Here is a 24986-nt window from a genome sequence, read left to right as displayed (position 1 = left end):
GTTCCCCCATCTGTTCGCAAAGGGATCCTCTTTCCCGGGGTTGCCCGATCAGCCCGCCGGGCTCTCGCGATCACCCCGCCGGTGCAGGTGCGGCCGCCTCCTCGGCCGGCTCGAGCGGGTCGGCCGGCCGCAGCCGGCGGGCCGCCCAGACACCGCCCGCGACCATGCACAGGCCGCCCGCCGCGAGCAGGGTGTCGATCCGTCCGAAGTGCACCCCGGCCACGCTGGTGTCCAGGCCGCGCAGCGCGGTGCTGGCCAGGAACCCGGCCAGCGCCATGGTCGAGATGGCGGCGAGCTGCTGCACCGGCCCGATCACCGTGACCACCCGCCCGAGCAGGTGCTGCGGGGTGACCCCGAGCAGCAGCGGGCCGATCACCACGTTCACCGCGCCGACCGGCAGGCCGATCAGCGCCAGCACCACCACGGCGAGCGGCAGCGCGGTGAGCCGCGAGTACACCAGTACCCCGGCGCCGGTGAGCACCAGGCAGAGCCAGTAGATCCGGTGGTCGCTCAGCCGCCCGGAGACCACGCCCGCCAGCAGGCCGCCGAGCAGCGTGCCGACCGCGAAGCCGGCGCCCAGCGTGCCCAGCCAGGAGGCGGCGGAGTGCAGGTTGTCGGTGACGAAGAAGACGTCCAGCACGTTGAGCGCGCCGACGCCCAGGGTGTAGACGCAGACCGAGCCGAGCAGCGCCATCAGGACGCGGTTGTGCACGAAGAAGCTGATGCCCTCGCGGAAGTCGGCCCGGAAGGTGGACGGCCCCCGCCCGGCCGGCCGCTCCACCGGTGCCAGCACCAGCGACCTGATCAGCAGGAAGGAGAGCGCGAACGACAGCGCGTTGACCACCAGGGCCCACTGCACCCCGGCCGTGAACAGCAGCGGAGCCGCCAGCGGCGGCCCGACGATGCCGGCCGCGCTCCCGGTGGCGGAGGTCAGGCTGAACGCCCGGGTGCGGTCGGCCTTCGGGACGGCCGCGCCGATCACCGCCAGCCGGGCCGGGTTGAAGAACTGCCCGGCGCCCGCGCACACCGCGACCGCCAGGTAGACCAGCGTCAGGGCGAGCCAGGGCGGCAGCCGGTCGCCCGCCAGCGGCACCGCCAGCAGGGCCAGGATCACCACCGCCCGCAGCGCGTCGGTGGCCAGCATCAGCCGCTTGCGGTCCCAGCGGTCCACGAACACCCCGGCGACCGGCCCGACCAGCAGGGTCGGCAGGGCGGCCGCCATCAGCACGCCGCTGACCGCCGCGGGCGCCCAGCTCTGGCCCTTGGCGAGCACCGTGCCGACCCAGAGCAGCACGGTGGTGTCGAAGACGAAGTCCCCGACCACGGACACCGCCTGGCCCAGCCAGAGCCGGTGCCAGTTGCGGTTGCCGCGCAGTCCGGTGGCCGGCTCGGGCGGTGCCTCGGCGGGCACGGTGTCGGTCATCTCGCCTCCCGTGGGCGGTGCGGCGCCGGCCGGGCCGACGCATGGGTGAGCGCGCGCAGCAGCGATCCGCCGCCCGCGGGGGCCGGTCCCGGCTGCTCCGGCCGGAGCCGGGCGGCGGTCTCCTTGGCGCCGGTGGCGGCGAGTTCGGCCGCCAGCCGGTCGGTGAGCGCGGCCGTTCTGGCCGCCAGCAGCCGCTCGAACTCCGCCGGTTCGAGCCGGTGGAAGCCGAACGGCAGGCATTCGCGCAACTCCTCGGCCGCCAGGGCCCGTTCGACCTGCGGACGGAGCACCGCGGCCCAGGTGACCGGGCGCAGCGCCACCGACAGGTGCACCGAGGCCTCCTCGGTGGCGTCGCCGACGTGGACGAAGCCGCGCGGGATGTACAGGCACTCCCCGGCCCGCAGCACCACGTCCAGCAGTTCCTCCGGCTCCGGGCCCGCCCGGCCGGGGGACCACTCGCGCACCGGCCAGCGCTCCGCCGGCCGCGACACCCGCCAGCGCTTGGAGCCGTGCACCTGGCGCACCAGCACGCCCGCGGTGTCGTAGTGCGGGGCCACCCCGCGCGAGCCGGCCGGGGTGAGGAACGCGGCGCAGTACGTGGCGAAGCCGGTTTCGTCGGTCAACTCCCGGCAGAAGGAAGCCACTTGGGGGCAGTAGGTCTGCAACTCCTCCAGTACCAGGGTCGCCCCGGCGGCGACCTCGCGCTCCACCGCCCGGCCGTCCACCAGCGCCTCGCGCCGGCCGGCCGTCCGCTCCCGGCCGCGGCCGACCCGGGCGGCGGGCAGCTCCTCGCCTGCCAGGAACAGCCGGACCGAGGGCAGCGGCAGGCCGGTGGTGTGGATCAGCCGCTCGGCGGTGCGGGCGTCGAACACGTCGGAGAACGAACCCAGCGAGCGGGCCACGAACGGCTCCGCCTCCCAGTGCTCGGCGAGCCGATCGGCGTGGCCGACCAGGCGGGTCAGGGCGGACGCCATCCTCACACCCCCGCCCGGCTGCGCTGCGGGGTCAGCGCGGTGTGCAGCCGCCGGGTGACCTCGTCGAGCCCGGGCGGGGCCGGGGGCCGGGGCGGCGCGGGTTCGCCGAGCCGCAGCAGGACGCCGCGCACCAGCGGCGCGTCACCGCGGGCCTCCGCGAGGGCCGCGCGCAGCAGGATCCGGCCCTGCCGTTCCTGGTCGGCGTGTTGCAGCGCGGCGCCGAGGACGGCCCACCAGCGCGGCACGGTCAGCGGCGAGGCCCACGGGCCCGGCAGGCTGCCGATCGCCTCCACCAGCGGGCCGGCCAGGTCGGCCGCGCGCCGGTGCTCGCCGTGGTCGGCCGCGTGCGCGGCCAGGTGCAGGGTGCGGACCACGGCGAGCCGGCGGGTCATCGGGTCCGGGTCGGTGAGCGCGGCCGGGCCCGACCGTCCGGCCGGCCCGTCGACCGGGTGTCCGGCCGGTCCGTCGCCGAGCAGCCAGGGCGTCTCGGCGGCGTGCTGGATGCCGTGCGACGCCAGCGCGGGCCAGCGGGCGGTGAACCGGGCGGCCTCCGGTCCCAGCAGGTCGGGCCGGCCCCGCCGGTGGAGGATCTTGCAGGTGTCGCTGACCCGGATGTTGCGGGCCAGCGCCCGGATCCGGCGGGCCAGCGCCGGGTCCCCGGCGAGGTCATCGGGCCGCCAGTCGAGGTCCGCGGTGCGCGCCGCCAGCCCGTCGGCGATCCGCTCCAGGGCGGCCAGCCCGGCCAGTGCCCGGTCCAGGTCACCGGCGTACCCCTCGATCCGGACCAGGTTGACCTGCGGCTGGAGGGCGAGCGCGGCCAGCTGCGCGGACGGTCCGCCGGGCGGGCGGCGGCGGGCGTACGCGGTCTCGGCCCGGCACAGCGCCCGGGCGTGGTCCAGCCGGCCGAGCCGGAACTGCACCAGGGCGATCAGGTTGGCCGCGACGAACAGCGGTTCGGGCTCCTCGCCGGCCGCTCTGGCCAGCAGGGCGCCGGCCCGGTCGACGGCCGCGGCCTCGTCCTGCGGGACGCGTTCCTCGTCGGAGAGGTGTCCGAGCCAGTTCGCTACCGGTGCTGTCACCGTGCGGCCTCCTTCGCGGGCGCTGGCGGGTCCTGTACGGGCGGGTGCTGGGCGGGTCCGGTCGGTCCGGCCGGCTCCGGCGGTGGGGCCGGGCCGGCGGTGGCGGCCTCGCGGTCCAGCAGCCGCCGCCACAGGCCGAGGGCGGTGCGCTCACGGGCCCGGTCCAGGCCCAGCCGGTTGGCGTGCAGGTGGAGCACCGAGGCCAGCGCGTACCGGCGCCGGTCGGCGCCCTCGGGGCCGGGCCGGTGGAGCTCCAGCAGGCGGCCGTACTCGGCGGCGGGCCCGGCCCAGAGCGCGGCGACCTCCGCCGCCGGGCCGCCGCCGTCCGTCCGCAGCCGCCACAGCTCGCGGCCGTGCCGCCGGTGCTCCGCGGAGCCCGCCCGGGAGTCGGCCGACCCGGCCGCCACCGCGCGGCGCTCGGCCGGGTCGGGCAGCAGCAGGGCGGCCAACCGGTCGAGGGTGAGCGCGGCCAGCACGGCCCGGGGCAGTGCCGGCCGGCCGGCGAGCAGCCGCACCACCGCCGCGGAGTCGGCGCAGAACAACCGCTCGGCCGCACCGAGGAGTTCCGGCCCGCCGTAGCGGTCGGCCTCCGGGCGGTACTCCCGCACCGCCACCTCGTGCACCGGCAGCCGGCCGGCGCACGCCCGGGCCAGGTCGAGCAACTCCTCCAACCGCCCGGGGCGGTGCCGGACCCGGATCCGCAGGTGCTCCAGCGGATCGGCGTACCGGACGAAGAACAGCTCGACACCCGGGAGTTCGGGCACCAGCTCGGCCAGCAGGGCGTCCTGCCAGGGGCCGCGCAGGTAGAGGTGGAGCGAGACCCACTCACCGGACGGCCGCCCGGGCGGCAGGCCAGCAGCTACGCGGCCGCGCGCCGGGGCCGGCGACGGCGGGCCGCCCGGAGCCGCGCCGGCGGCCGAGGGCTCGGGTGGGCCCAGCCCAGCGGGCGGCGCAACACCGTGACCCGCACCGGCCCCGGACGGGCCCCCGGGCCGATCCGTCGCCGGAGCGTGTATCGACGGCACCGCCGCACTCGACGCACCCAACGCTGCTCCGGGGCAGGACAGTTCCGGCGCCGCCACGGCCGACGCGGCAGCGGCCGGCGCCATGGTGCTACCAGGCTGGGCCGGCTCCGGATCCGCCGCGGGAACGGCCGGGCCCGCGGACCGCCCGTCGGCAGCCCGGGCCCCGGACGGACCCACCGCAGCCGACGGCGGGACGCTGTGACCCGCACCGACCCCGGACCGGCCCTCGGTCCGGTCCACCGCCGACATGCGCACCACCTCGCCACCGGGGCACACCAGTTCCGCCAGGGCCACGGCCGACACGGCACCGGCCGGCACCGTAGTCACCCCGGGCCGGCCCGCGCGGGCGACCGCGACCGCCTCCGATCCGTGCCCCTGCGGCGCGGCGGGCCGGGCCGGGTGCGGGGTCGTCAGGGTGACCGGGACCACCGCCTCCAGGGTGTGGCGGCCGCCGTCGGGTCCGGTGACCGGTTCGGTGCCGGGGGCCGGGACGGCCTCCTGGAGCAGCAGCCGGCCCGCGCCCGCCCGGGCGAGGGCGTGCCGGAGGTGGGCCAGTGACACAGCGCTGTCCAGGTCGAGCAGCAACTGCCGCCCGGCGCTGACCAGATGGACGTACCGGGGAGCCAGCCAGTCGGCCGCCCAGGCCCGGACCCGGCCGGCGGAGCAGTCGCCGAGGTCGGCGCGCCCGACCTGCCAGCAGGCGGGCGAGAGCACCAGGCCGGCCCGCTCCAGCCGGGGCCGGAACGGGCCCCGCCCGGCCACGCCCCAGTCGAACGGGGCGGGGTGGCGGAACTGGTTGGCGGAGGCGTCCAGCAGGAAGCGGCAGACCGGTGGGGCCAGCCGCAGGTCCAGCCCGGAGCCCTGGGTGAGGTGCAGCAGCCCACCGGTGGCGGCCTCGCGCAGTTCGAAGCGCCCGTCCCGGACGCCGACCAGCACCTCGGCCAGGGCCAGGACGGGTGCGCCGGGGGCCGGTTCCAGGTCGACCGGGAGCTGCCGGCCGCGCCGCAGTTCCCGGGCCGTCACGTTGGCGGCGGCGGCCCGCTCGGGCCGGTAGCCGAGTTCCACGAAGCGGTGGCCCGGGGCGGCCGCCTCCTCGGCGTCGACCGCGGCCGCCAGGGCGGCCCGGGCGGGGCCGTCCAGCAGGTCGGTCAGCCGCCCGTAGGCCACCCCGGCGGGCACGGCGCCCGGGCCGCCGAGCGCGGCCCGTACCCGCCCGTCGGGGCCGTGGCCGATCCGCAGGCAGATGTCGGCCCCGGGCAGCGCCGGGCGGTCCAGATCGATCGGGCGCCCGGGGGTGAGGCGGGCGAGCAGGTCGTCGTCGAGTTCGCGGACCGGCTGCCGGCGTGCCAGCGCCTCGGCCACCAGACCGGCCAGCAGGTCGTCCCGGTCGTCGAACGGGGCCGGCCCGTCGCCGTCCAGCGCTCGCAGGTCGGTCAACGTGTGGACGGCGGCGAGGGCCGGCACCCGGGCGTGCGCGCCGTGGTGCTCGGTGAACGCGGTGGCCGCCCGGGCGAGGTGGCGGGGGTAGCGGCTGCCCCGGCCGACCAGGGCGAGCAGCCCGGCGGCCTGCTCGGCGTACCGGGCGACCGCCGGGTCGAGGGTGAGCGGCGCGGCGGGGCGGGCGACGGCGTCCAGGTGCAGGGCCGGGCGGGGTTCGGCGCGCAGCGCGGTGCGCAGCCGTCCGAGGGCGTCCGCGGGGGCGGCCGCGTTCAGCTCCGCGCACAGCTCGCGCAGCGGCGCCGGCGCCGGGCCGGGGCCGGTGGCGGGGCGCAGGAAGCCGAGCCGGAGCAGGTCGCGGACCAGCCTGCGGGCGGCGGCGGGCTGCCCGGGGTGGCGGCGGTCGAGCTCGGCCAGCAGGGCGGCCGGCGGGACGGGCCGGGCGGCGGCCGCGAGCACGGCGAGGAGCGGCGCGCTGCCGCGCAGCCAGCGGGCGGCGCCGCGGCCGGCGCTCTCCCGCCAGGGGTGGCCGTCGAGGGTGTGCACCAGGTCGGAGACCACGACCGGCCGGTCCCCGAGCTCGGCCGGGTCGGCGAGCGCGGCGGCGTCGGGGCGGGCGACCGGCCGGGGCGGCCCCGCCAGTTCCAGCCGGGGGTGCGGGCCGAAGTCCGCGGTGGCGACGGTGGCGGCCAGGCCGAACGGGGTGGGGCGGGTGCTCAGCCGGTTCAGGCAGCGGTCCAGGGCGAGGGCCGTCCGGGTGTCGGCCGGTGCGCCGGGGTCAGCCAGCGCGCGGGCCAGGTCGGGGGCGGCGTACTCGACGGCGGCGGCCGGCAGCGGGTCGTCCCGGAGGTCGGCGAGCAGCGCGCGGTGGGTTGCGGGCCAGCGCGGGTCCTCGGGCGGGCAGGCCGCGAGGAGGGCGCCGTACCGGTCGGCCGGCAGGGCCGGAATGCGCAGTACGGCCACCGGGGCGGCCCGGTAGCGGGGCGCGGCGGGGCCGGTCCGATCGGTCATCCGGCCCTCCCCACCTCCGCTGCGGAATATCCGGCGGACCGAGCGCTGACAATTGTCCGGACAATTCTTCGGCGGGCGGCGACCCACACCTTGCCGGCGGCACCCGTTCGGCCGTCGGCAAGGGGGATCAACGGTCGGCCGGAAATCAGTTGGCGGCGCAGCCGAAGTTGATGTTGGTGAAGCCGGCCTCGTCCTCGACGTCCGCGGCGTGGCCCTCGACGTCGGCCTCGGCGAGCTCGGCCTCGCGGGCGGCGGCGGCCAGCTCCTCGGCCTCGTTCTTCTCGAATTCGTTGGACATGAGCCCTCCCATGGGTTCAGGCGGTACCTGGGGCACGCTGCTGCGGCCTTTTCGAATTGTTGTCACCGGCCGGACCGGCGTCAACCGTCGCGGCGACATTTCGAAATACCTCCCGGCGACCCGAAAAATGGCAGGCGAAAACGACCCTCGGAGAATGGTGAAATACCCGTCGGTGCCATTCCGGTCACGGGACCGGGGCCGGCCCGGGGCTCGCCCCCTTGGCGTCCCGGGCGGCCGCCAGGGCCCGTTCGGCCCGCTCCGCGAGGTCGCCGCCACCGGCCGTGGACCGGGCGATCCGGAGCGCGGCGGTCAGCGGCAGCAGCAGCGCGCCCGCGCCGCGGACGGGGTCGAGCACCGCCAGCGCCAGGTCGAGCCGCTCGCGGGCGGCGGGGTCGCCGCGGGCCGCCAGCCGGGCCGCCGCCACCTGGTGGTGCAGCAGCCTGGCCTCCCAGCCGGCGCCGGGCGGTGGCGGACCCTCGGCCGGGGCGGGGCCCCGCTGGTCCAGCAGCCAGCCGGAGGCCCGGCAGCGGGCGGCGGCCGGTCCGGCACCCGCCGCCTCGAAGCACTCGGCGGCCGCGCGCTGCCAGTGCGCGGCCGCCGCCAGATCGCCGGACCACTCGTGCACGGCGCTGCGGAACTGGTGCAGCCCGGCCGACGCGGCCCGGTGGCCGACCCCGTCGAACACCTCCCCGGCCTGGTCCAGCAGGGCGTGGGCGAGGTCCGGCACCCCGTCGAAGGCGTGCAGCAGCGCGGCCGAGCAGCCGACCAGGGCGTGCAGCACCGGGGCCGCGGCGGTGTCCCGGCGCAGCTGGGCGCACTGCTCCAGCGCGTCCCGGACGGGACTGTCCCCGAAGGCCAGGCAGAGCGCGAGGTTGGCGTGGATCTCCGCGGTGCCGAGCCCGGCGCCGGCCGCGTGCGCACCGCCGTACGCGGCGGTCAGCAACCGCTCGCCCTGGCGGTAGTCGCCGGTGGCGATCGCGCCGAGCCCTTCGAGCAGCAGCAGCCGGGCCCGGGAGGCCTCGTCCCCGGCCTGCTCGGCGAGCCGCCGGGCGGCCCGGACCGCCGCCTCCCCGGCCGGGCGCAGCGCCAGTTCGTTGGCGCGCAGCTGGAAGGCGGCCGCCGGGTTGGCCGCGGCCGGACCGCGCGCGGCCGTCCGGTCGATCAGCTCCAGCGCCTGGACGGTCCGTCCGCAGGCCGCCAGCGCGTAGCTCTCGATGGCTGCCGCCTCCAGCACCAGCGCCTCGTCCACCTCCTCCGCACCGAGCGCCAACTCACCCGCCCGCGAAGCGAGTTCCACCGCGCGCTGCACGTCGGAGCGGCCGACCGCGCCGCGCGCCGCGGCGACCAGGCAGCCCGCCGCCAGGGCACTCGCCGCGGCTTCGGCCGCCGAGCCCGGGTCGAGTTCGCGGACGCAGCCGAGGGCCCGCTCGGCGTGCACGGCAGCCTGCTCCAGCACGCCGGGGGTCCGCGCGGCGAGCCGCCGCAGCCGGCCGGCCACCGCTGTGTGCAGCTCCGCCCGCTCGCCCAGCGGCAGGTGCGCGTACGCCACCTGGGCCGGGCCGCGGCAGTCGAGCCGCAACCGCCCGCCGTCCCCGGGGCGGCCGGCCGCCAGCCCGCGCTGCTCCAACTCGGCCAGGGCGTCAGCCAGTTCGGATGGCTCCAGACCGGCGGTGTCGGCCAGCTCCCGGGTGTCCACGGCGGTGCCCCAGGCGCCGACGCAGCCGAGCACCCGGCGGGCCGGACGGCCGAGCCGTTCGATCCGGGCGCCGAGCGCGGCGCTGGCCGAGGGCGCGACCAGGTCCTCGATCCCGTCGGCGGCCAGCGCCGCCAGCTGCTCCAGGAAGAGCGGGTTGCCGCCGCTGCGTGCCACCAGTGCGGCGGCGCCCGGCTCGTAGTGCAGCTCCAGGTCCCCGCCGGCGGCTGCCGGCTGCGCCTCCCGGTCCTCGCCGGCCACCGGGCGCAGCCGGGCGAGCAGCCGGTGGCTGTGCTCCACCGACAGCGCCGGCACCGAGAAGGCAGCCGGCCGGTGCCCGGGGCGCTCCGGCACCTCCCGCCCGGCCAGCACGAACACCAGCGGGCCGCAGCCGGCCGGCAGGTCGTCGATCAGCCCGAACAGCTCCTCGGGCGCCCACTGGACGTTGTCCACCAGGATCAGCACCGGTTGCCGGGCGCTCAGTGCGGCCAGCAGCCGGCCGATCCGCCAGCTCAACTCGGCGGTGGACGGGGCGATCCGGCCGCCCGCCGACCCGGTGTCCAGTTCGGCCGCCAGCTCGGCCTCCAGCCGCAGCAGCCTGGTGCGGCCGTGCGCCCCGTCGTCCCGGGCGCAGTCCAGCCGGACCACCGCGGCCCGGGCGGCCGGCGCCGAGCCGGCCAGCTGTCCGAGCAGCGCGGTCTTCCCGCTGCCCACCTCGCCGTCCACCGCCAGCACCGTGCGGCCCGGCCGGCCGAGGCCGGCCGCCAACTGCGCGGTCAGCCGGGCCAGCAGCGGGCGCTGGTTGACGAAGACCGGCGGCGCGGCGGCCGGGCGGGCGCCCGGCTCGACCACCCAGGCCTGCAAGGCGGTGGCGAAGCCCTTGGCGAGAACGGGTGCGACGGCCGTGCAGCGGACCTGGTCGCGGACCAGCAGCCAGCTGCGGACGTCGGCCAGCGTGCCGTCCGGGGGCGCGGCGGCCTGCAGCCGGGCGGCCCGGTTCATCACCGCGCCGATCGCGAAGGAGGAGTCCCGATCGGCCAGCACCACCTGGCCCGAGGCGATCCCGAACCGGGCCGACAGCGCGATCGTGCCGTCGTCCTCGGCCGCGAGCCGGTGCAGCGCGCGGTGTGCGGCGTGCACCGCGCGCAGCGCGTCGTCGTCGGCCGGCCGGTCGGCGCCGAAGACGCCGACCACGGCGTCGCCGATGAACTTCTCCACCCGGCCGCCGAATTCCTCGATCGCTCCGCGCAGCGTGCCGAAGTACCGCTCCAGCACCTGGTGCCAGCGCTCGGGGCTGAGGCTGGTGGCCAGCCGGGTGGAGCCGGAGATGTCGCAGAACGCGACGGTGACGAAGCGCAGGCCGCTCGGCGCGGCCTGGGCCGGCCGGCCCACCGGGCTGCCGCAGGCCATGCAGAACCTGGCCACCGGCGGGTTGACGGTGCCGCACCCGGAGCAGCCGGCCCCCGGCGCGGCCGCGGGCCCCGGGCCCGGCGGGGCGCCCGGCGGCGCGCCCGGTCCGGGCGGTGGGCTCACCACAGCAGCGCACCTCCCTCGATCCCGTGGCCCTCCACGTCGGCGCCGGCCTCGTCCAGCCGCCGCTTGACGTCCAGCAGCAGCTGGATCTCCTCGTCGGTCAGCGCGTCGAGGACGGCCAGCTGCTCGTCGCTCGCGTAGTCCAGGTCGAAGCCGAGCTCGGTCAGCCGGTGCGGGTCGGCCATGGTTCCTCCGTAGGGTGCGGGCGCCGGCCGGCCGGCCGGAGCAGCGGGGCGAGGACGTCGGCGAGGCCGCCCGCGCTGGTGGCGGCGGCGGTGAGCAGCAGCCGGTGCTGCGGGTGGGTGAGCCGGCGGGCGTCCAGGAAGGCGAGCAGCGCGCCGCCGTGCCCGGCGTCCAGGACGGTGTGCGCGGCCAGGGTGCGGAACGCGGCGGCGGGCAGGCCGGTCCCGGCGGCCAGCCGGTCGGCGGTCCCGGCCGGCGGCGGGTACCACTCCAGCAGGGCGATGTGCCCGAGCAGGGCCAGCGGGTGGGCGTGCCGGATCCAGTAGGCGGGCGCGCCGGCGAACCGGGCGACGGCGGGGGCCGGTTGGGCGGCCAGCAGCTCCGCCGGGTCGGCGCCGGTGGCCGCGTAGTCGTCGAGCAGCCAGCGGTCGTGGCCGTGCTCCTCGGTGAGCTGGCCGGCGAGGTACGGGGCGAGCTCGGCCGACAGCGGGTCCGGGCGGCGCAGGCACTCGGTGACGGCGTCGGCGAGCAGCGGGGTGGTGGCCCGCACCACCTGGTGGCTGATGCGCAGCCAGGCCCGGTACCGCTGGACGCCGGGCGGGCCCGACCAGCCGTCGCCGTGCCAGAGGCCGGCCGCGACCGAGCCGAGGGCGGGGGCGAGCCGGTCCAGCAGCAGCCGCAGCCGCCGGCCGGCCGGGAGCGGGCTCAGCTGCTCGGGCGACATCGCCGGACCTCCTCGCCGCCGGGTGCCACCAGCTCCAGGACGGCCGCGGCCCGCGGGTCGGCCTGCACCGCCCGGTGGGCGGCCCAGCAGGCCTCGCAGATCCCGGCGTGCTCCGCCCCGGCCAGCGCGCCGAAGCCGGGCAGCGCGGCGAGCGGACCGGGGCCGGTGGTGGCGAGGACCCGCAGCAGCGGGCTGCGGGCGAAGCCGTCCAGGGCCGCGGTGAGTCCGGCCGCGTCACCGGTCCGGTGCCGCAGCGCGGCGGGGCCGGCGCCGGTGATGACGCTCTCGTTGCAGCAGCCGGTGACGGTGCCGTCGTAGCGCACGGTGGGCGCCGCCGCCGCCAGGCAGGGGCCGAACGCGGTCGCCGGCCGGGGCGCGGGCGGCGCGAAGAGCGCGGCGCCCCGGCCGGTGGCGAGCGGGGCGGTCGGGTACAGCTCCGCGTGGTCCGGCCAGCCGTCCCCGAACTCCTCGGCCAGCAGGGCGCGGACGAGGTCCAGGCGCCCGGGCCGGTCGATCACCTGGAGCACCGGGTGGCTGCCGGCCCCGGCCACGGCACGTACCGCGCGGCGCAGCCGGTCCCGGCCGAGCCGGGCCAGGTGGTAGTCGTCGACGCCGAGGAAGACGGTGGCCGCCTTGCGGAGCAGGGCGTCGATCCAGGACGGGGTCCGGGCGCCGGCCCAGTGGCCGGCGGTGAACAGCACCACGGCGAGCCGGGCGTCGTGCAGCCGGTCCACGGCCAGGGTCAACGCCCGCCGCTCGGCGAAGGGTTCGCCGCCGGAGACGGCGACCGCACGCAGGCCCGGCCGGGTGGCCAGGGTGTCCAGCAGCTCGCCGAGCAGGGCCAGGTCCTGCGGCCCGGGGCTGTCCGGCCGGGCGGAGACCGAGCAGTGCGCGCAGCCGACCGGGCAGCGGTCGGTCAGGTAGAGCAGCACACTGGCGCCGGGGGTGCGGCGCAGCGTCAGCACCTGGTCGAGTCTCATCCGGCCCACCCCAGTTCGACCAGGTCGGCGTAGTCGGCGAGGGCTCCCCGGGCCAGCGCGAGGCGGCGCGGCGAGCGGGCCGAAGTCAGGGCCAGCACGGCGCGTTCGATCCGCTGCCCGGCGGGGTCGGCCAGCCGGTCGGCGGCGCCGGCCGCGCTGGCGGCGGTCAGCCCCAGGCAGCTCCCGCAGGCGTCCGCGGCGCAGCCGCCGGCCGGGCCGTGGAGCTCGCGGGTGGCGACCGGGCCGAGGGTCCGGACCGAGCGCAGCAGCGGGTCGGCGAGGGCGCGCTCGCGCAGGACGGGCCAGGGGTCCCGGGCGGCGTGCCCGAGGACCAGGTGGGCCGGTCCGCCGCCGCGCAGCAGGCTCTGCCGGGTGCAGGCGTACACGGTGCCGTCCTGGTCGACCAGCGGCCAGTGTGCGAACTCGCACGGTCCGCCGCCCCGGGCCGCCCCCGGGGCCGGGGCGGGCAGCAGGTCCCGGGCCCGTCCGGTCGGCTGCACGGCGCTGACCAGCATCGGCAGCCGGGCGCCGTAGCGCCGCCGGACCTCGGCGACCAGGCCGTCCAGGTAGTCGCGGCCGGCCGGGCCGGGCAGCGCGGTGACGTGCAGGCTGGCGGCCGGGACCAGGTCGAGGACGGCGTCCAGCGCGGCGAACACCTCGGCCCGGCCGACCTCGCGCTCGTGCTGGGCGTCGAGGCTGGCCGCGAAGTGGTGCAGGCCCGCGACGGCCCGGCGGATCGCCGGGGGCAGACCGCCGCCGCGTGCGAAGAACATCCCGGAGAGCAGCGCCGAGCGGGCCCCGGCGCGGGCGGCCGAGGCGGCCAGCTCGGCGACCAGGGCCGGGCGCAGCAGCGGTTCGCCGCCGGACATCAGGATCAGCTCGGGCCGGCACCCGGGCTCGAAGCCGGCGACCAGCCGCCGGAACGGGCCGCCGGCGGACTGGGCGGAGTCCATCGTGGAGTCGGTGGAGCAGTGCGCGCAGGCCAGTGGGCAGCGGTCGGTGAGCGCGAGCAGCAGCCCGGCGGCCGGCCGGGCGCCGAGGGTGAGGAGTTCCGCCAGGTGCACCGCCGCCACCCCCCGGCTACCGGTCGGTCCGCAGCAGGTCGGCCACGGCCGCCAGCAGCGCCTGGACGGCTTCGCCGCGCGCCCCGTCGGCCTGCCGGGCGGCGGCCGCGATCCGGGTCAGCGGGTCCTGCTCGGGCCGGGCCGGCGGGCGGCGCCGCTCGGCCAGGCTGAGCGCGAGGACCGCGGCGCTCTGGTTGGCGAGTTCGGTGAGCAGGTCCATCGCGTCCAGGTCGCCGATGCCCTCGACCTCGGGGTCGAGCACCTCCAGGACGCCGAGGATCTCGCCCCGGTGCTCCATCGGGACGGCCAGGATCACGTCCGGCACCAGCCCGGTGCTCTCGGCGAAGCCCTTGTCGAAGCGGGCGTCCTCGGCCGCCCCGCGCACCACCATCGGCTCGCCGGTGTTGGCCACCCAGCCGGCGATGCCGTGGTCGCCCGGGATGGCGATCCCGACCAGGCGGTCCTCGCCTACCCCCGAGGACGCCTCGAAGACCAGGGTGCCGTGCTCCTCGTCCCGGACGAACACCGAGGCGGCCGCCGCCGCGAAGGACAGCCGGGCCAGCCGCACGGTGGAGCGCAGGATCTCGTCGAGCTGGTCGGAGGTCACTCCGGTCTCCTCGGGGCGATGTTGTCGGCGGTGGCCGCCAGGACGTGCCGCAACTGCGGGGTGCCGAAGCCAGGGTGGCGCTCCAGGATGCGCGCGCACAGGCCGGTGATGTGCGGGGCGGCGAAGCTGTTGCCGGAGACCCGGCGGGTGGCGCCGCCGAGCCAGGGCGCCGCGACGTCCACGCCGAGCGCGAAGAAGTCCACCGGCGGACGGGGGTTGGACTCCACCCGTTCGGGGTCGGCAACCGCGTGCGCGCCGACCGAGATCACCGAGGGGAATCGCCACGGGTAGCTGTCCACCGGGCTGTTGTGCGCGGCGGAGATCAGCGTCACGCCCGCGAACCAGGCCTCGTCGGCGAGGTCGTGCAGGCGCTCCTTGAAGTGCTCCCGGCGGGTGGAGAGGCTGACGTTGATCAGCGCGAACCGCTCCGCCACCGCCCACTCCAGCGCGGTCAGCAGCGCGTCGCCGTTGCCCTGGAGGTTGCCGCCGAGCACCCGGACGCTGGTGAGTTCGCAGTCCGGGGCCAGCGAGCGGACGATCCCGGCGCAGGCGGTGCCGTGCCCGGCCACGTCGCCGCCGGTGTCCTCGGTGATCGACCAGGCCCGGGGGGCCGCCGGGTCGGACCCGGCGGGCTCCCGCGCGGCGGCCAACTGCCGTACGCCGTCGCCGATCTGCGGATGGCCGGCGGTGACGCCGCTGTCCACGATGCAGACCCGCACCCCGCGCCCGGTGGCGCCGCCCCAGGCCCAGGCCCGGCTGACCGGCGCCGGGGCGGCCAGGTGGCCGGGGTCGCAGCTCTCGCCGACCGAGGTGTGTGCGAAGCGGATCGTCCGGCGGGCGGCCGGCGCGGCGCCGCTCACCACTGCTGCCCCCGGTCCTGCTGCTCCCCGTTCTGCTGTTCCGGCGCATGGGCCGGCCCGGGCGGCAGCGGGGTGAAGCCGCGCCGCCGGACGGCCAGGTCGAGGCGTTCGGCCCAGTTGAACTTCACGCTCGGGCAGGGCAGGTGGCCCTCGCGCCAGAGCTTGGGGCAGGAACCGCCGCAGACCGGCAGGATCGGGCAGCGCGAGCACTGCGCGGCGCCCGCCCCCACCTGCTCGTACCAGTCGTCGAAGGCGCCGGCCGGCCGGGCGGCCGAGCCCACCAGGTCGGCCACCTCGGCGACCACCCCGGCACTGCCGGCGCCGGGGACGAGCGGGTGCTCGGAGCAGGAGTAGATCCGGCCGCCGGGGTCGATGATCTCGCCCGAGCGGGTGGTGGCGGTGCAGGTGGTGCGGACGGTCGCCACCGGCAGCGGGGCGAAGTGCAGCCCGAGCGCCTCCGCCGTGCGCAGCCACTCGGCCTCGCGGGCCGCGTAGGCGCGGGCGGCGAGTTCCACCTCGGAGACGTCGTTGCCCCAGGAGTGCACCGCGATCAGGTGCAGGGTCACCTGGGGGTGGGCCAGGCCCAGGCAGGCCAGGTCGTGCAGCAGCGGGGTGACACTGTCCTCGTTGCCCCGGTCGATGTTGACCCGGATGCCCACCCGCAGGCCCGGCGCCAGCCCTCCGGCCAGCGTCTCGGCGAGCACCGCGACGGTCCTGCGGAAGCTGCCCCGGCCGTTGCGGGTGATCCGGCGCCGGTCGTGCACCTCCTCGGGCCCGTCGATGGTCAGCTCCATCTCCTCCAGCGCGCAGTCGCGGTGCAGCGCGGCCAGGGTCCGGACGGTGAGCAGGCTGCCGTTGGTGGCCATCCGGGCGGTGTAGCGGGTGCCGTGCGCGGCGGCGGCCGCGGTGAACCGGGCGCTCAGCTCGCGGATCACCCGCAGCGCCAGCAGCGGCTCGCCGCCGAACCAGGTGACCGAGACGGTGTCCACCGCCGGGTCCGCGATCATCGCCTCCACCCGGCGGGCGACCCGCTCGGAGCGCTCCCGGTCGTGCGCGGCCTTGACGTGCTCCTGGCCGCAGTAGCTGCACGCCATGTTGCAGTAGGCGGTCGGCATGATGGTCACCGACCGGGCCGAGCCGCGGGCCGAACCCGTACGCAACCCGTCGGTGACGGTGGCGAGTTCGTCCTCCTCGCGGTCGACCAGCGCGTGCAGCGCGGCGAGCCGCCCGCACTCCTCGGGGCCGAGCCCGGCCAGCGCCGCCGGATCGCCCGAGCGCAGCGCCTCGGCGCTCGCCCGGTCCAGCGGGATCAGGGTGGCGGTCCGGGTCGCGTAGCCGAACCAGGCCTCGCCGCCGCCCGGGCCGCGGTACGCCCGGTCGCCGATCAGCAGGTAGCGGCTGGGGACCAGGCCCGCCGCCGCTCGGACGGTCGGTGCGCTCACGGTGCCTCCCGGTGCTGGGGTTCCGGTGCCCAGGACGCGGACGCGCCCAGGGTGATGCGCAGACCGGCCGAAGCCGTCGAGTACGGGTGCTCCGGGTCGACCACGAGCCGCAGCGTCACCTGCGGCGGGCCGCCGACCGGGCGGCAGCGCACCGCCGCCAGCCGGTCCAGGCGGTGCACGGTGACGGCCCGCTCCAGCAGTCCGAGCAGTACCGGGTCGGCGCACCGCACCTTGTCGACCCGGCCGTCCGCCAGCTCCACCGAGACCGGCCGCTCGCCCAGCGAACCACCCAGCCGGGTGGGCCGGTTGATCCGGATCAGCCCGTCCGCGTGGAACTCGCCGTCGGCCGCGCCGACCGGCCAGTGCACATGGCCGCCGGGCAGCTGCTGCACCCGGCCGGGCTCCGCCGGGCCGTCCTCGACCCGGGGCGGGCGCCCGGCCGCCGGCCGCAGCAGCAGTTCGGCGCCGCCGCCGGTGCCCACCCGGACGGCCGGCGCGGCGGCGGTGGCGGCGCACAGCTCGGCCAGCCGCGCGGCCCGGACGGCGGGCTCCTGCCAGTCCGGCACCGGCAGCTGGACCGCCGCCAGCGAGGCCGGCAGCCGCAGCACCGCGTGGTCCAGCAGCTCGGCGCAGAGGAAGAACGCCGCCTCCCGGCCCGCCGCCCGACCGCCCCGCAGCTCGGCCAGCGCGCCCAGCACCAGCCGGCCCGTCCGCACCTGGCTCCCCGGGTCCGCGGCGACCATCCGCACCGCGACCCCGCCCGCCCGCGCGGTGGCGGCCAGCCAGGCGGCCTCGCCCGCCCGTCCCCGGTCGAGCGCCACCACCAGCCGGTCGCCGGCGGTCAGCCGGAGCCGGTCGAAGAGTACGGACCGGACGGCGAGCCGCTCGGCGGGGTCGGGTGCCAGGATCTGGGCAGAGGGCATACGGGCGGCCTTCACGGGGTCGGGGGCCGCCCGCGGGGTCGCGGATCGGCCGGGCGGGCGGGGCACGGCGGGCGTGGTCGGTTCCGGTCGTCCTGAGGGTCCGGCGGCCCGGCCCCGGCCGACCGGCCGGTCGGGATGTCCGGAAAACTGCGGTCGCTCGACCGGCCCCCTGGCCGGGCACATCGCCCTGTGGGATGTTCGGCGCAGGCCCCCAGCTCCCCCCACGAGCCGGCTCAGGCCTACGATCCACTGCTGTGACGAACTGTCAGACTCGTTTCGGGTCAGAGCATTTGACAGTTTCCCGAGCGGTCCGTCGACCGTCCAGCGCGCGGATCTGGCAGCAACCTGCATGTCCCCAACGTGCAGCGAACCATGACCGGGGGTACTTCCTTGCCGGACACCACGGCTCCCGATCCCGTACCGCGGCTCGATCCCGCCGCCGTCCGGCTCTTCGACCTCGCGCTGGCCCGCGGCCGGCTCGACCGCACCCGCCCCGACCGGGAGGCGCCCGACCTGGACCGGGAGCAGTACGACCGGGCCTGCGAACTGCTGCTGCGGCTACGGCTGCTGCGCCCGGTGCCGCACCGGCCCGACCAGCTCGTCCCGATGAGCCCCGAGCTGGCCGCCGCCGGCGTGACCGCGCCGCTGGAGGAGGGGATCGCCCGGGCCGCCGAGCAGGTCCGGGAGATCCGGGCGGAGTTCGGCGCGCTGATGCCCCGCTACCGCTCCGCCCGGCACGGCCGCACCCGACGCGATCCGGTCGAACTGCTGACCGACCCGGTGGTCGCCGCGGCGGTCTTCGCCGAGGAGGCCGCGCACTGCCGGGAGGAGCTGTTCACGGTCTCCCCCGGCGGACTCGCGCCGGCCGCCGGCGGACTCGGCGGCCCGGACGGCCAGGACGGCCCCGGACTGGCCGCGCTGGCCCGCGGCGCCCGGCTCCGCACCCTGTGCCGGGCGGTGCCCGCCGCCCCCGGACCGCCGCGGGCACGGATCACCCGGCTGATCGCGGCCGGCGCCGACTACCGGGCGCTGCCCGAACTGCCCGGCCCCGCCACGGTGATCGACCGCAGCACCGCCTTCCTCGGCCGCAGCGAGCCGGACGGCAGCCCGAGCACCGTCCTGCTCCGCGACCCCGGGGCGGTCGCCCACCTCTGCCAGGCGCTCGACCTGCTCTGGGCCACCGCCACCCCGTGCCACACCCGCCGCCCGGCGGGCGGGCGGGGACAGCCCGGCAGCGGGGTCCACCGGGCCGTGGTGCGGATGCTGGCGGAGGGCGCCAAGGACGAGGTGATCGCCCGCCGGCTGGGCGTCTCGCTGCGCACCTGCCGCCGGCACATCGCGGAGATCCTGGAGAGTCTCCAGGCCGAGAGCCGGTTCCAGGCCGGGGTCCTGGCCGAACGCACCGGACTGACCACCGCCGGGCCGCCGCCGTGACCCGCACCGCCCGGCCCGCGCCCCGGACGCCCCGCAGCACCCCGGAGCGCCCCCGGCGCAATACCGCACTGTGCCCCGCACGCCGCGGGCCGGCCCGGTAGCATCCGGGGAGCCGAGCCGGGAGGACGTCATGACGGTGATCGCGGTGACCGGCCACCTGGACCTCACCGCACCGACCGTCCGGCTGGTCCGCGACGCGCTCGGCCGGCTGCTGGCCCGGCACCCGGCCGCCGAACTGACCGGGGTCTCCTGCCTCGCCCGCGGCGCCGACGCGCTGTTCGCCGACGCCGTGCTCGCCGCCGGCGGGCGGCTGGTCGCGGTGATCCCCTCCCCCGCGTACCGCGACTCGGTCGGCGCCGGCTACGCACCCGAGTTCGACCGGCTCCGGGCGGCCGCCGCCGAGGTGCTGGTGCTCCCCTTCCCCACCCCGGGCGCCGAGGCCTACGAGGCGGCCAACACCGAACTGCTCCGCCGGGCCGACCTCCTGGTCGCCGTCTGGGACGGCCTCCCCGGCAACGGCCGCGGCGGCACCGCCCACATGGTCACCACGGCCCGCCACGCCGCCGTACCGGTCGAGGTCATCTGGCCCCCCGGCTCCCACCGCCGCACCACCCTGACGTGACACGGCCGTTGGGGATGCTCGGCCACCAGGCGCAGCTCCCGCGGGCCGGTGTTCGGAGCGAGCGGCCACCCCGGAACCGGCCTCCACGAACGGGGCGCACTCTCGGCGGAGTGATCAGTCGAGGCAGAACTCGTTGCCCTCGATGTCCTGCATCGTGATGCACGACTCGTTGACGCCGTCGGCGCGCTGCGTCAGCACGTGCTGTGCGCCGAGCGCCGTCAGCCGTGCGCATTCGGCCTCGAGGGTGGCCAGGCGCTCGTCACCCACGAGCCCGGTGCCGGCCCGCACATCGAGGTGCACCCGGTTCTTGACGACCTTGCCTTCGGGAACTCGCTGGAAGAGCAGGCGCGGGGCCACACCCGAGGGATCGGTGCACGCGAAGTAGATCTCGTCCTCGGGCGGCAGCGAGCGGTGGTACTCCTCCCACGTGGCAAAGCCCTCCGGGACCGCCGGCATGACGTACCCCAGCACCTCGCACCAGAAGGCGGCGAGGCGCGCGGGCTCCGCACAGTCGAAGGTCACCTGGAACTGCTTGATCGTTGACATCGACGCACCATAACAGGGGACTTGCTCATCCCCCAGGTCGGGAGATCCGCACGCGGTCGGGCGGAGGGCCGGTTCCCGCTGTCGGGCCGTGCGGTCGGTCTACCGCTTGGTGCCGTCCACGATCAGCGGGGTGCCGCCCGCGCCCGAGCCGCACGGGCTGGCGTAGACCGGGTTCTTGTCGGCCGCGGCCTTGAAGGCCTCGATGCACTGGCTCATCAGGATCTTGTCGGTCAGCGAGTTGGCGATCACCGCGTTGGCCTGGGCGGTGCTCTCGGCCTCGATCTTCCGCTGCTCGGCCTGGGCCTTGGCGGTCAGCACCGCCGCCGCGGCCTGCTCGGTCGCCTGGTCCTGCTGGATCTTCTGGTCGATCGCCTTCTGCAGCACGTCGTTCGGCTTGACGTTGCGCAGGTTGACCCCGTTGACCACGATCCCGCGCGGGCTGAGCCGCTCGGTGATCGCGCGCTCCATCTCGGAGTTGATGACCTCGCGCTGGCTGGCGTACCCCTCGACGCTGGTGTGCTTGGCGAAGACGTTGCGGACGATCTCCCGGGTGTCCGGGTAGACCAGCCGCTGCTGGACGCTCTCCGAGCTGCCGGACAGCCGGTAGAGCGCCAGCGCGTGCTCCGGGTCGATCGACCACTTCACCGTGACGTCGACGTAGAGCACCCCGCCCTCGGACGACCTGACCTCGACCGTGTCGTCCCCGGTGAGGTTGAGGTCGGTGGGCCGGGTGGAGAAGGTGGTGACGTCGGTGAGCGGCGACTTCAGGTGCAGGCCGGGCTTCCAGGTGTTGCCCACCGAGCCCAGCGAGCTGGGCACCGCCACCTCGTACGGCTCCACCACGTAGGTGAAGGAGCTCAGTCCGAGCAGCAGGCCGACGGCGGCCACCACGACGCCGATCGCGGTCGCGAACCGGAAGTCGGCTATCGAACGACGCTTGAGCACCACCAGCGCGAGGCCGGCGACAAGGAGCAGGACCGAGAAGTAGAACATCGCCGCATCTCCTGGGTTGGGGCGTCAGGACATCTGCAGCGTAGGGAAGGCAGCGTGTCCTCGACGGCTGAATCCCGATCTTCGCCGTCAACTGGGGTGGACGGCAAGGACCGTGACCGGCCGTTCAGCCGGCCGACGCTCCCCCGAGCCCCTCCCGCACCCGGCGCGACACCTCGAAGGCCTGGAGGTCGAGCACGCCCGGCGCCTCGGCCACGCCCGGCCCGCCGGCCCGTACCCAGCCGGTGATGTCGTCCAGCATGTCGTCCTGGAACACCCAGCCCAGCCAGACCGGCCTACCGCCGGCCCGCCGGCCCTCCGCCGAGGGGCTGACCACCACCACGTTGGCGTGGTCGCAGACGTCCAGGCAGTCCACCACCCGGACCTTGCCCGCCGCCCCGACCCCCGCCCGCAGGCGGTCCACCTGCCCGACGTGGTCGACCCCCGGGTACTTGGCGGCGACACCGCAGCAGCACCCCCGGCAGACCGTGACCGTCACCGGTGCGGGCGGTGCGGCGGGTTCCTTGCGGGACGAGCGGGGCATCGGCTTCCTTCCACCAACCTCGGGGCGCCGCCGCCATGATCGCCACGGCGGCCCCCAGGATTCTGCCGCACGCCCGCGGGCACACCGCACCCCGCCCTCCCGCCCGGGACCGACCACAAGGGCGTCGGGACCTGTCGCCCGCGCGGCGGGACCGCGAGGCCACCAGAGCGGACGACGCCCCCGGTCGATGGCTGGCATGCGATGTCCTACTCGCGAGTATCATTGACCCTGACATGCCGGAACGTGATCGAGTTTGACCGTGGTCGCCGGCCGCCGACCAGCTCGCGCGCCGGTTACCGCTGTCGCTGGGGGGCGACATGCAAGTACAGACGTCTGCGCGTGACAGGGGAGCCGCCCAGCGGGCCGAGGACGTGCTGGCCATGCAGCGCGAGGCGCGCAAGGAGGGCACCCGGTCGCTTCTGCGCTGGTTGGCCGTGCGGGTGGGCGCGCGGGTCCAACTGACCGACGCCACCGGAGCAGCGGTGTCGGCCGTGGCGGACCGGCTGGACGGTGAGGAGGCCGAACTCGTCGTCCGGGGGGTCCGTGAACTCACCGCCCGCCGAGTGCGCTCGATGGTCGTCCACGGTGAGAGCCACACCACTCTGCTCTTCCCCCTGGATGACCGGCGCGGGATCCGCGCACCGATTCTCACTGCGATCGTCACCCGCCCCGCGCCGTCCGGCCTGCCCGTGTTGCTCGCGGACGCCACGTCGGCTCTGAGCCTGTGCTGGCGGGCGGAGCGCCTCGAGCAGAACGGGCAACAGCTCGCACGCGCCGAGACGCGCAACCGGGAGGCGGTGCTCCACCTGGTGATGAACGGACACCTGTCTGCCGCCAGACAGGTCGCGGGGGCATTGCATCCGCCGCTCCCTCCGGTGATCCTCTTCTACGTGGTCGAGTGCCGGCCGGGCGTGCGCAGGCACCTTGCAGCCCGCTGCAGGGAAGCAGCCGCGGGCGCCTGGGTCGTGGAGTGCCCGGTCTACGCCGACCACCTGCTGGTGATCGCGCCCGCCGACGCCCCGGCGCTGGAAGGCGCCTTCACCGCCCTTGCGGACGACTGCCTGGTGGGAGCGAGCGAGGAGCTGCCGCTGCGCGAGACAGCCACCGGCTACGCCCAGGCCTTTCACGCTCTCGCCGTGGCGCGCCACCAGCCCGACCGCCATGCGAAGTTCGCGGTCCGACCGGATCTGGCGCTCACCCTCGGGCCGGCCGCGACGTCCTGGGCCTTGGACGTGCTCGCGCCCTTGCACGCCCATTCGGCCAAGCGGGCTCAGGATCCTGACGGCGGGGAACTCGCAGCCACCGCCGCCTCGTGGCTGGCCTTCTCGTCGCAGGCGACCGCTCACCTGAAGATCCACCGGAACACACTGTCCGCTCGTCTCAAGCTCATCGGGGACCTGCTGGACCTGGACCTCGACCGGCTCGCCGACCAATCGCTCCTCTCGCTGGCCCTGCGTGCGGCATCGTTGCCTGCTGCTGCGCGCGGGCGGGCCACCGGCGGCGGTTCCGGGGACTCCCTCGACGATCTGCTGGCCCGACCGGCTGCGGTGGAATGGGCCCAACGCCAATTCGGCCCGATCCGCTCGGCATCCTCGTCGGACGAACTGGCCCTCACGCTCACCACCTATCTGGCCCATGACGGGCGTCTCGATCCGACTGCCGCCGCGCTCCGCCTCTCGGCCACCGCCACGCGGAAGCGATTCGCCCGCATCGAGACGCTGCTGGAGCGCTCCGTGCTTCGCTCCCCCAGCGCGCGCCATGACCTGTGGCTCGCGCGGCGTGCCGTCGTTCTCGCGGGAGGCACCTGACCCTCCGTCTCCGGCGGTGCGGCGCCCCGGCCCGGCCCGACGACGGGCCCGGAACCGGCTAGTGACTTGAGTCCACGATTTTCTGGGCGATGACCAGGGTGTGGTCCAGGGCACGGAGCTCGGTGGTGAGGTCGGCGAGGTTCTGGTCGACCGCTTCGGCCTGAAGGCGGGCTTCGGCGGCGTGCCAGACTTCGGCCACATGGTGGGTCTCGCGGCAGTCCAGATCGGCGACGGCCGTACTGATCTCGGTACGGGTGGCGCCGACGGCACCGGCGTGGAAGGCAGGATCGTCGTTGGCCTCCATCGGCGCGTTGTAGTGGAAGCCGCGCTCGGCCATGCAGGCGGACCACTCGGCGAAGACCTGCTTGACATCGGGTTCGTTCATCGACCGGGGGTAGGAGGCCGACATGAGGCGGTCGGCGACAGGGGACGGGCCCCGGGCGTCCGTGGCCAGCGTTCTCCGGGCCTCGCCGCTGCAACCGCCCTCGGGCACCGGCTTGCCACCGACCACGCCCTGCCGGGCCTGGGGGCCGGCTGCGGCGAGCACATCGGGAGGCAGGTCGGTGCCGGACACGACGACGGGGGTGTCCGGCGACTGCCGGGGCCGGTTGCTCCGATCACGTAGTGCGGCGTCGTAGCGGGCCTGCTGGACGTCGTCGAGCTGGTAGCCGCGACGCGCCGTGAGCTGGCGGTCGTGGATGCCGTAGCGCCAGTCCATGCGGTTCTTGGGCCCCAGTGGCGGCAGCTCGGGCTCGGGAGCGAGGGTGATGCCGTAGCCGTCGGCACATTGCCGGGTGAGGATCTCCCGGGCCCGGCCGATGGTGTTCTCCTGGGCCGCGGTCGGCTGGTAGTTCATCAGCGGCAGTGTCCAGGTCGACGGATCGCCCGTCGGGGCACCGGGGGAGCCAGGGGGGGTGGAGACCACCGCAGGCCCGGACTGCGCGCCGGCGCAACCGGCCAGGGCGGACATGATCAGGGCGGCGGTGGCCGACAGGGCTCTGCGGTGGCTTCGTCTCAACATGGTTACGAATGGCCGCCGGTCAGCAGGCCGCGAAACTGATGGACTTGTTGTTGTTGTACGTGGCCGACAGGTTCGTGCCGTTGTTGGGGAAGATCTGGTCGGTGGCACCCCGGTACCAGGAGTTGTAGTGCACGGTCGCGCAGTAGCCCCGGTACCAGTTGTAGGCCGACGCCGCGTTGTTGGCCACGTTCTGGCCCGCACCATTGCCCTTGTCGCAGAAGCCCATGGGATAGGTGCCGGGGTAGCTGCCGCCCGGCTCGAGCCGGGCCAGGTCGGGCAGGGAGTGGCCGATGTTGACCCAGGCCCCGCCGTAGTTCGAGTTGTAGTAGAACCGGAAGCGGAACTCCTCCGACTGGTCGGCACACTGCTCGGGGTTGGTGTACGTCTCGGAGGCCCCGCCCCGGGTGGGGTCCCCCTCGGCATGGGCGACGCCGGAAGCGCTCAGAGCGGCGACGGCGAGGAATCCGGCGAACGCAGCCGTGCGAACGCGGCCGCGGTACGCGGCAACAGAAACAGACATACGGGTTGTCTCCTGGGAAGCGGGACGTGGAAAAGGGTTCGGTTGCCGGCGACGCCACAGCACAGGGTGAATCCCGGTAGGTGCGGACCTCGCAACCGCTGACCGAAAGCTACGACGACGGATCGGCGGCTCCCAGGTTCGGTGTGCACAGTGAAGCGCTCCCTCCGGTGCGGCAACGCACAGTGGGACCCGAAGATCCCTGGCAGCGCCGCTCGCGGTGCGGTCCCGTTCCTCGGCAGACCGGC

22 protein-coding genes are annotated in these 24986 nt (G+C 76.5%); 3 read left to right on the top strand and 19 right to left on the bottom strand.

The features are described 5' to 3' along the window. Window positions 1-70: 70 nt before the first annotated feature. The 14 genes from ABT014_RS14050 to ABT014_RS13985 all read right to left on the bottom strand — a co-directional run bounded on the left by ABT014_RS14050 (window position 71) and on the right by ABT014_RS13985 (window position 17256). Window positions 71-1423, bottom strand: coding sequence for an MFS transporter (locus tag ABT014_RS14050; protein ID WP_350638972.1), 1353 nt, complete (start codon window positions 1421-1423; stop codon window positions 71-73). Beyond that, on the bottom strand, window positions 1420-2397 hold the full coding sequence (locus ABT014_RS14045; RefSeq protein WP_350638971.1) for a JmjC domain-containing protein: 978 nt from the start codon (window positions 2395-2397) through the stop codon (window positions 1420-1422). Before ABT014_RS14045 ends, ABT014_RS14050 begins: the two co-directional genes overlap by 4 nt. Window positions 2398-2399: 2 nt before the next feature. Then, entirely contained in the window at window positions 2400-3476 is a 1077-nt protein-coding gene (locus tag ABT014_RS14040; RefSeq protein ID WP_350638970.1) for a hypothetical protein, read from the bottom strand. After that, on the bottom strand, window positions 3473-6949 hold the full coding sequence (locus tag ABT014_RS14035; RefSeq protein WP_350638969.1) for a lantibiotic dehydratase: 3477 nt from the start codon (window positions 6947-6949) through the stop codon (window positions 3473-3475). Before ABT014_RS14035 ends, ABT014_RS14040 begins: the two co-directional genes overlap by 4 nt. 145 nt (window positions 6950-7094) lie before the next feature. Beyond that, a complete protein-coding gene (locus ABT014_RS14030) occupies window positions 7095-7247 on the bottom strand; it encodes a hypothetical protein (protein ID WP_350638968.1) in 153 nt (50 codons plus the stop codon). Between the two features lie 184 nt (window positions 7248-7431). Continuing rightward, on the bottom strand, window positions 7432-10365 hold the full coding sequence (locus ABT014_RS14025; protein ID WP_350638967.1) for an adenylate/guanylate cyclase domain-containing protein: 2934 nt from the start codon (window positions 10363-10365) through the stop codon (window positions 7432-7434). 104 nt (window positions 10366-10469) lie between these two features. After that, window positions 10470-10658, bottom strand: a complete 189-nt coding sequence (locus ABT014_RS14020) for an aroma-sacti cluster domain-containing protein (protein WP_350638966.1) — start codon at window positions 10656-10658, stop codon at window positions 10470-10472. After that, window positions 10637-11380, bottom strand: coding sequence for an iron-containing redox enzyme family protein (locus ABT014_RS14015; RefSeq protein WP_350638965.1), 744 nt, complete (start codon window positions 11378-11380; stop codon window positions 10637-10639). The genes ABT014_RS14020 and ABT014_RS14015 overlap by 22 nt, the downstream gene beginning before the upstream one ends. Next, window positions 11362-12360 (bottom strand): radical SAM protein, encoded by a 999-nt coding sequence (locus ABT014_RS14010; protein ID WP_350638964.1) that lies wholly within the window; start codon window positions 12358-12360, stop codon window positions 11362-11364. The genes ABT014_RS14015 and ABT014_RS14010 overlap by 19 nt, the downstream gene beginning before the upstream one ends. Next, entirely contained in the window at window positions 12357-13424 is a 1068-nt protein-coding gene (locus tag ABT014_RS14005) for a radical SAM protein (protein WP_350638963.1), read from the bottom strand. The genes ABT014_RS14010 and ABT014_RS14005 overlap by 4 nt, the downstream gene beginning before the upstream one ends. Before the next feature lie 16 nt (window positions 13425-13440). Continuing rightward, the gene (locus ABT014_RS14000) at window positions 13441-14031 is read right to left on the bottom strand and encodes a GAF domain-containing protein (RefSeq protein WP_350638962.1); all 591 of its coding nucleotides are present in this window, start codon (window positions 14029-14031) and stop codon (window positions 13441-13443) included. After that, window positions 14028-14891, bottom strand: a complete 864-nt coding sequence (locus ABT014_RS13995; protein WP_350638961.1) for a S8 family serine peptidase — start codon at window positions 14889-14891, stop codon at window positions 14028-14030. Before ABT014_RS13995 ends, ABT014_RS14000 begins: the two co-directional genes overlap by 4 nt. Next, on the bottom strand, window positions 14888-16333 hold the full coding sequence (locus ABT014_RS13990; RefSeq protein ID WP_350638960.1) for a radical SAM/SPASM domain-containing protein: 1446 nt from the start codon (window positions 16331-16333) through the stop codon (window positions 14888-14890). Before ABT014_RS13990 ends, ABT014_RS13995 begins: the two co-directional genes overlap by 4 nt. After that, window positions 16330-17256 carry a hypothetical protein gene (locus tag ABT014_RS13985; RefSeq protein ID WP_350638959.1) on the bottom strand — a complete coding sequence of 309 codons (927 nt, stop codon included), beginning with the start codon at window positions 17254-17256 and terminating at the stop codon, window positions 16330-16332. Before ABT014_RS13985 ends, ABT014_RS13990 begins: the two co-directional genes overlap by 4 nt. A 390-nt stretch (window positions 17257-17646) precedes the next feature. Here ABT014_RS13985 and ABT014_RS13980 point away from each other — a divergent pair, with 390 nt between their 5' ends. Further along, window positions 17647-18690, top strand: coding sequence for a helix-turn-helix transcriptional regulator (locus ABT014_RS13980; RefSeq protein WP_350638958.1), 1044 nt, complete (start codon window positions 17647-17649; stop codon window positions 18688-18690). A gap of 130 nt (window positions 18691-18820) precedes the next feature. Further along, entirely contained in the window at window positions 18821-19312 is a 492-nt protein-coding gene (locus ABT014_RS13975; RefSeq protein WP_350638957.1) for a hypothetical protein, read from the top strand. A gap of 114 nt (window positions 19313-19426) precedes the next feature. Here the strand turns inward: ABT014_RS13975 and ABT014_RS13970 are convergent, their stop codons facing one another. From ABT014_RS13970 to ABT014_RS13960, 3 genes are all read right to left on the bottom strand, one after another. Next, window positions 19427-19858: a VOC family protein gene (locus tag ABT014_RS13970; protein ID WP_350638956.1), complete on the bottom strand. Its 432-nt coding sequence runs from the start codon at window positions 19856-19858 to the stop codon at window positions 19427-19429. Window positions 19859-19957: 99 nt separating this feature from the next. Further along, the gene (locus ABT014_RS13965) at window positions 19958-20851 is read right to left on the bottom strand and encodes a prohibitin family protein (protein ID WP_350638955.1); all 894 of its coding nucleotides are present in this window, start codon (window positions 20849-20851) and stop codon (window positions 19958-19960) included. 124 nt (window positions 20852-20975) lie between these two features. After that, entirely contained in the window at window positions 20976-21392 is a 417-nt protein-coding gene (locus ABT014_RS13960) for a (2Fe-2S) ferredoxin domain-containing protein (protein ID WP_350638954.1), read from the bottom strand. A gap of 380 nt (window positions 21393-21772) precedes the next feature. Here ABT014_RS13960 and ABT014_RS13955 point away from each other — a divergent pair, with 380 nt between their 5' ends. Next, window positions 21773-23200 (top strand): helix-turn-helix domain-containing protein, encoded by a 1428-nt coding sequence (locus tag ABT014_RS13955; protein ID WP_350638953.1) that lies wholly within the window; start codon window positions 21773-21775, stop codon window positions 23198-23200. Window positions 23201-23258: 58 nt separating this feature from the next. Here ABT014_RS13955 and ABT014_RS13950 read toward each other — a convergent pair whose 3' ends face one another. Both ABT014_RS13950 and ABT014_RS13945 read right to left on the bottom strand, forming a co-directional pair. Beyond that, a complete protein-coding gene (locus ABT014_RS13950; RefSeq protein ID WP_350638952.1) occupies window positions 23259-24056 on the bottom strand; it encodes a hypothetical protein in 798 nt (265 codons plus the stop codon). 184 nt (window positions 24057-24240) lie between these two features. Further along, window positions 24241-24741 (bottom strand): hypothetical protein, encoded by a 501-nt coding sequence (locus ABT014_RS13945; protein ID WP_350638951.1) that lies wholly within the window; start codon window positions 24739-24741, stop codon window positions 24241-24243. Between the last annotated feature and the right edge of the window lie 245 nt (window positions 24742-24986).

The sequence above is a fragment of the Kitasatospora sp. NPDC094015 genome, assembly GCF_040304075.1.
Classification (GTDB): Bacteria; Actinomycetota; Actinomycetes; order Streptomycetales; family Streptomycetaceae; genus Kitasatospora.
The sequence above is the reverse complement of the archived record's forward strand: the minus strand, read 5'-3'. Positions and strand labels throughout refer to the sequence as shown.

Coding starts and splice junctions, on each gene's coding strand:
- ABT014_RS13955 (WP_350638953.1), top strand. CDS start 21,773: ATGCAGCGCGAGGCGCGCAAGGAGGGCACCCGGTCGCTTCTGCGCTGG.
- ABT014_RS14045 (WP_350638971.1), bottom strand. CDS start 2,397: ATGGCGTCCGCCCTGACCCGCCTGGTCGGCCACGCCGATCGGCTCGCC.
- ABT014_RS13950 (WP_350638952.1), bottom strand. CDS start 24,056: ATGAACTACCAGCCGACCGCGGCCCAGGAGAACACCATCGGCCGGGCC.
- ABT014_RS14010 (WP_350638964.1), bottom strand. CDS start 12,360: ATGAGACTCGACCAGGTGCTGACGCTGCGCCGCACCCCCGGCGCCAGT.
- ABT014_RS14015 (WP_350638965.1), bottom strand. CDS start 11,380: ATGTCGCCCGAGCAGCTGAGCCCGCTCCCGGCCGGCCGGCGGCTGCGG.
- ABT014_RS13945 (WP_350638951.1), bottom strand. CDS start 24,741: ATGTCTGTTTCTGTTGCCGCGTACCGCGGCCGCGTTCGCACGGCTGCG.
- ABT014_RS13975 (WP_350638957.1), top strand. CDS start 18,821: ATGACGGTGATCGCGGTGACCGGCCACCTGGACCTCACCGCACCGACC.
- ABT014_RS14050 (WP_350638972.1), bottom strand. CDS start 1,423: ATGACCGACACCGTGCCCGCCGAGGCACCGCCCGAGCCGGCCACCGGA.
- ABT014_RS14020 (WP_350638966.1), bottom strand. CDS start 10,658: ATGGCCGACCCGCACCGGCTGACCGAGCTCGGCTTCGACCTGGACTAC.
- ABT014_RS13965 (WP_350638955.1), bottom strand. CDS start 20,851: ATGTTCTACTTCTCGGTCCTGCTCCTTGTCGCCGGCCTCGCGCTGGTG.
- ABT014_RS14035 (WP_350638969.1), bottom strand. CDS start 6,949: ATGACCGATCGGACCGGCCCCGCCGCGCCCCGCTACCGGGCCGCCCCG.
- ABT014_RS14030 (WP_350638968.1), bottom strand. CDS start 7,247: ATGTCCAACGAATTCGAGAAGAACGAGGCCGAGGAGCTGGCCGCCGCC.
- ABT014_RS13985 (WP_350638959.1), bottom strand. CDS start 17,256: ATGCCCTCTGCCCAGATCCTGGCACCCGACCCCGCCGAGCGGCTCGCC.
- ABT014_RS13970 (WP_350638956.1), bottom strand. CDS start 19,858: ATGTCAACGATCAAGCAGTTCCAGGTGACCTTCGACTGTGCGGAGCCC.
- ABT014_RS13960 (WP_350638954.1), bottom strand. CDS start 21,392: ATGCCCCGCTCGTCCCGCAAGGAACCCGCCGCACCGCCCGCACCGGTG.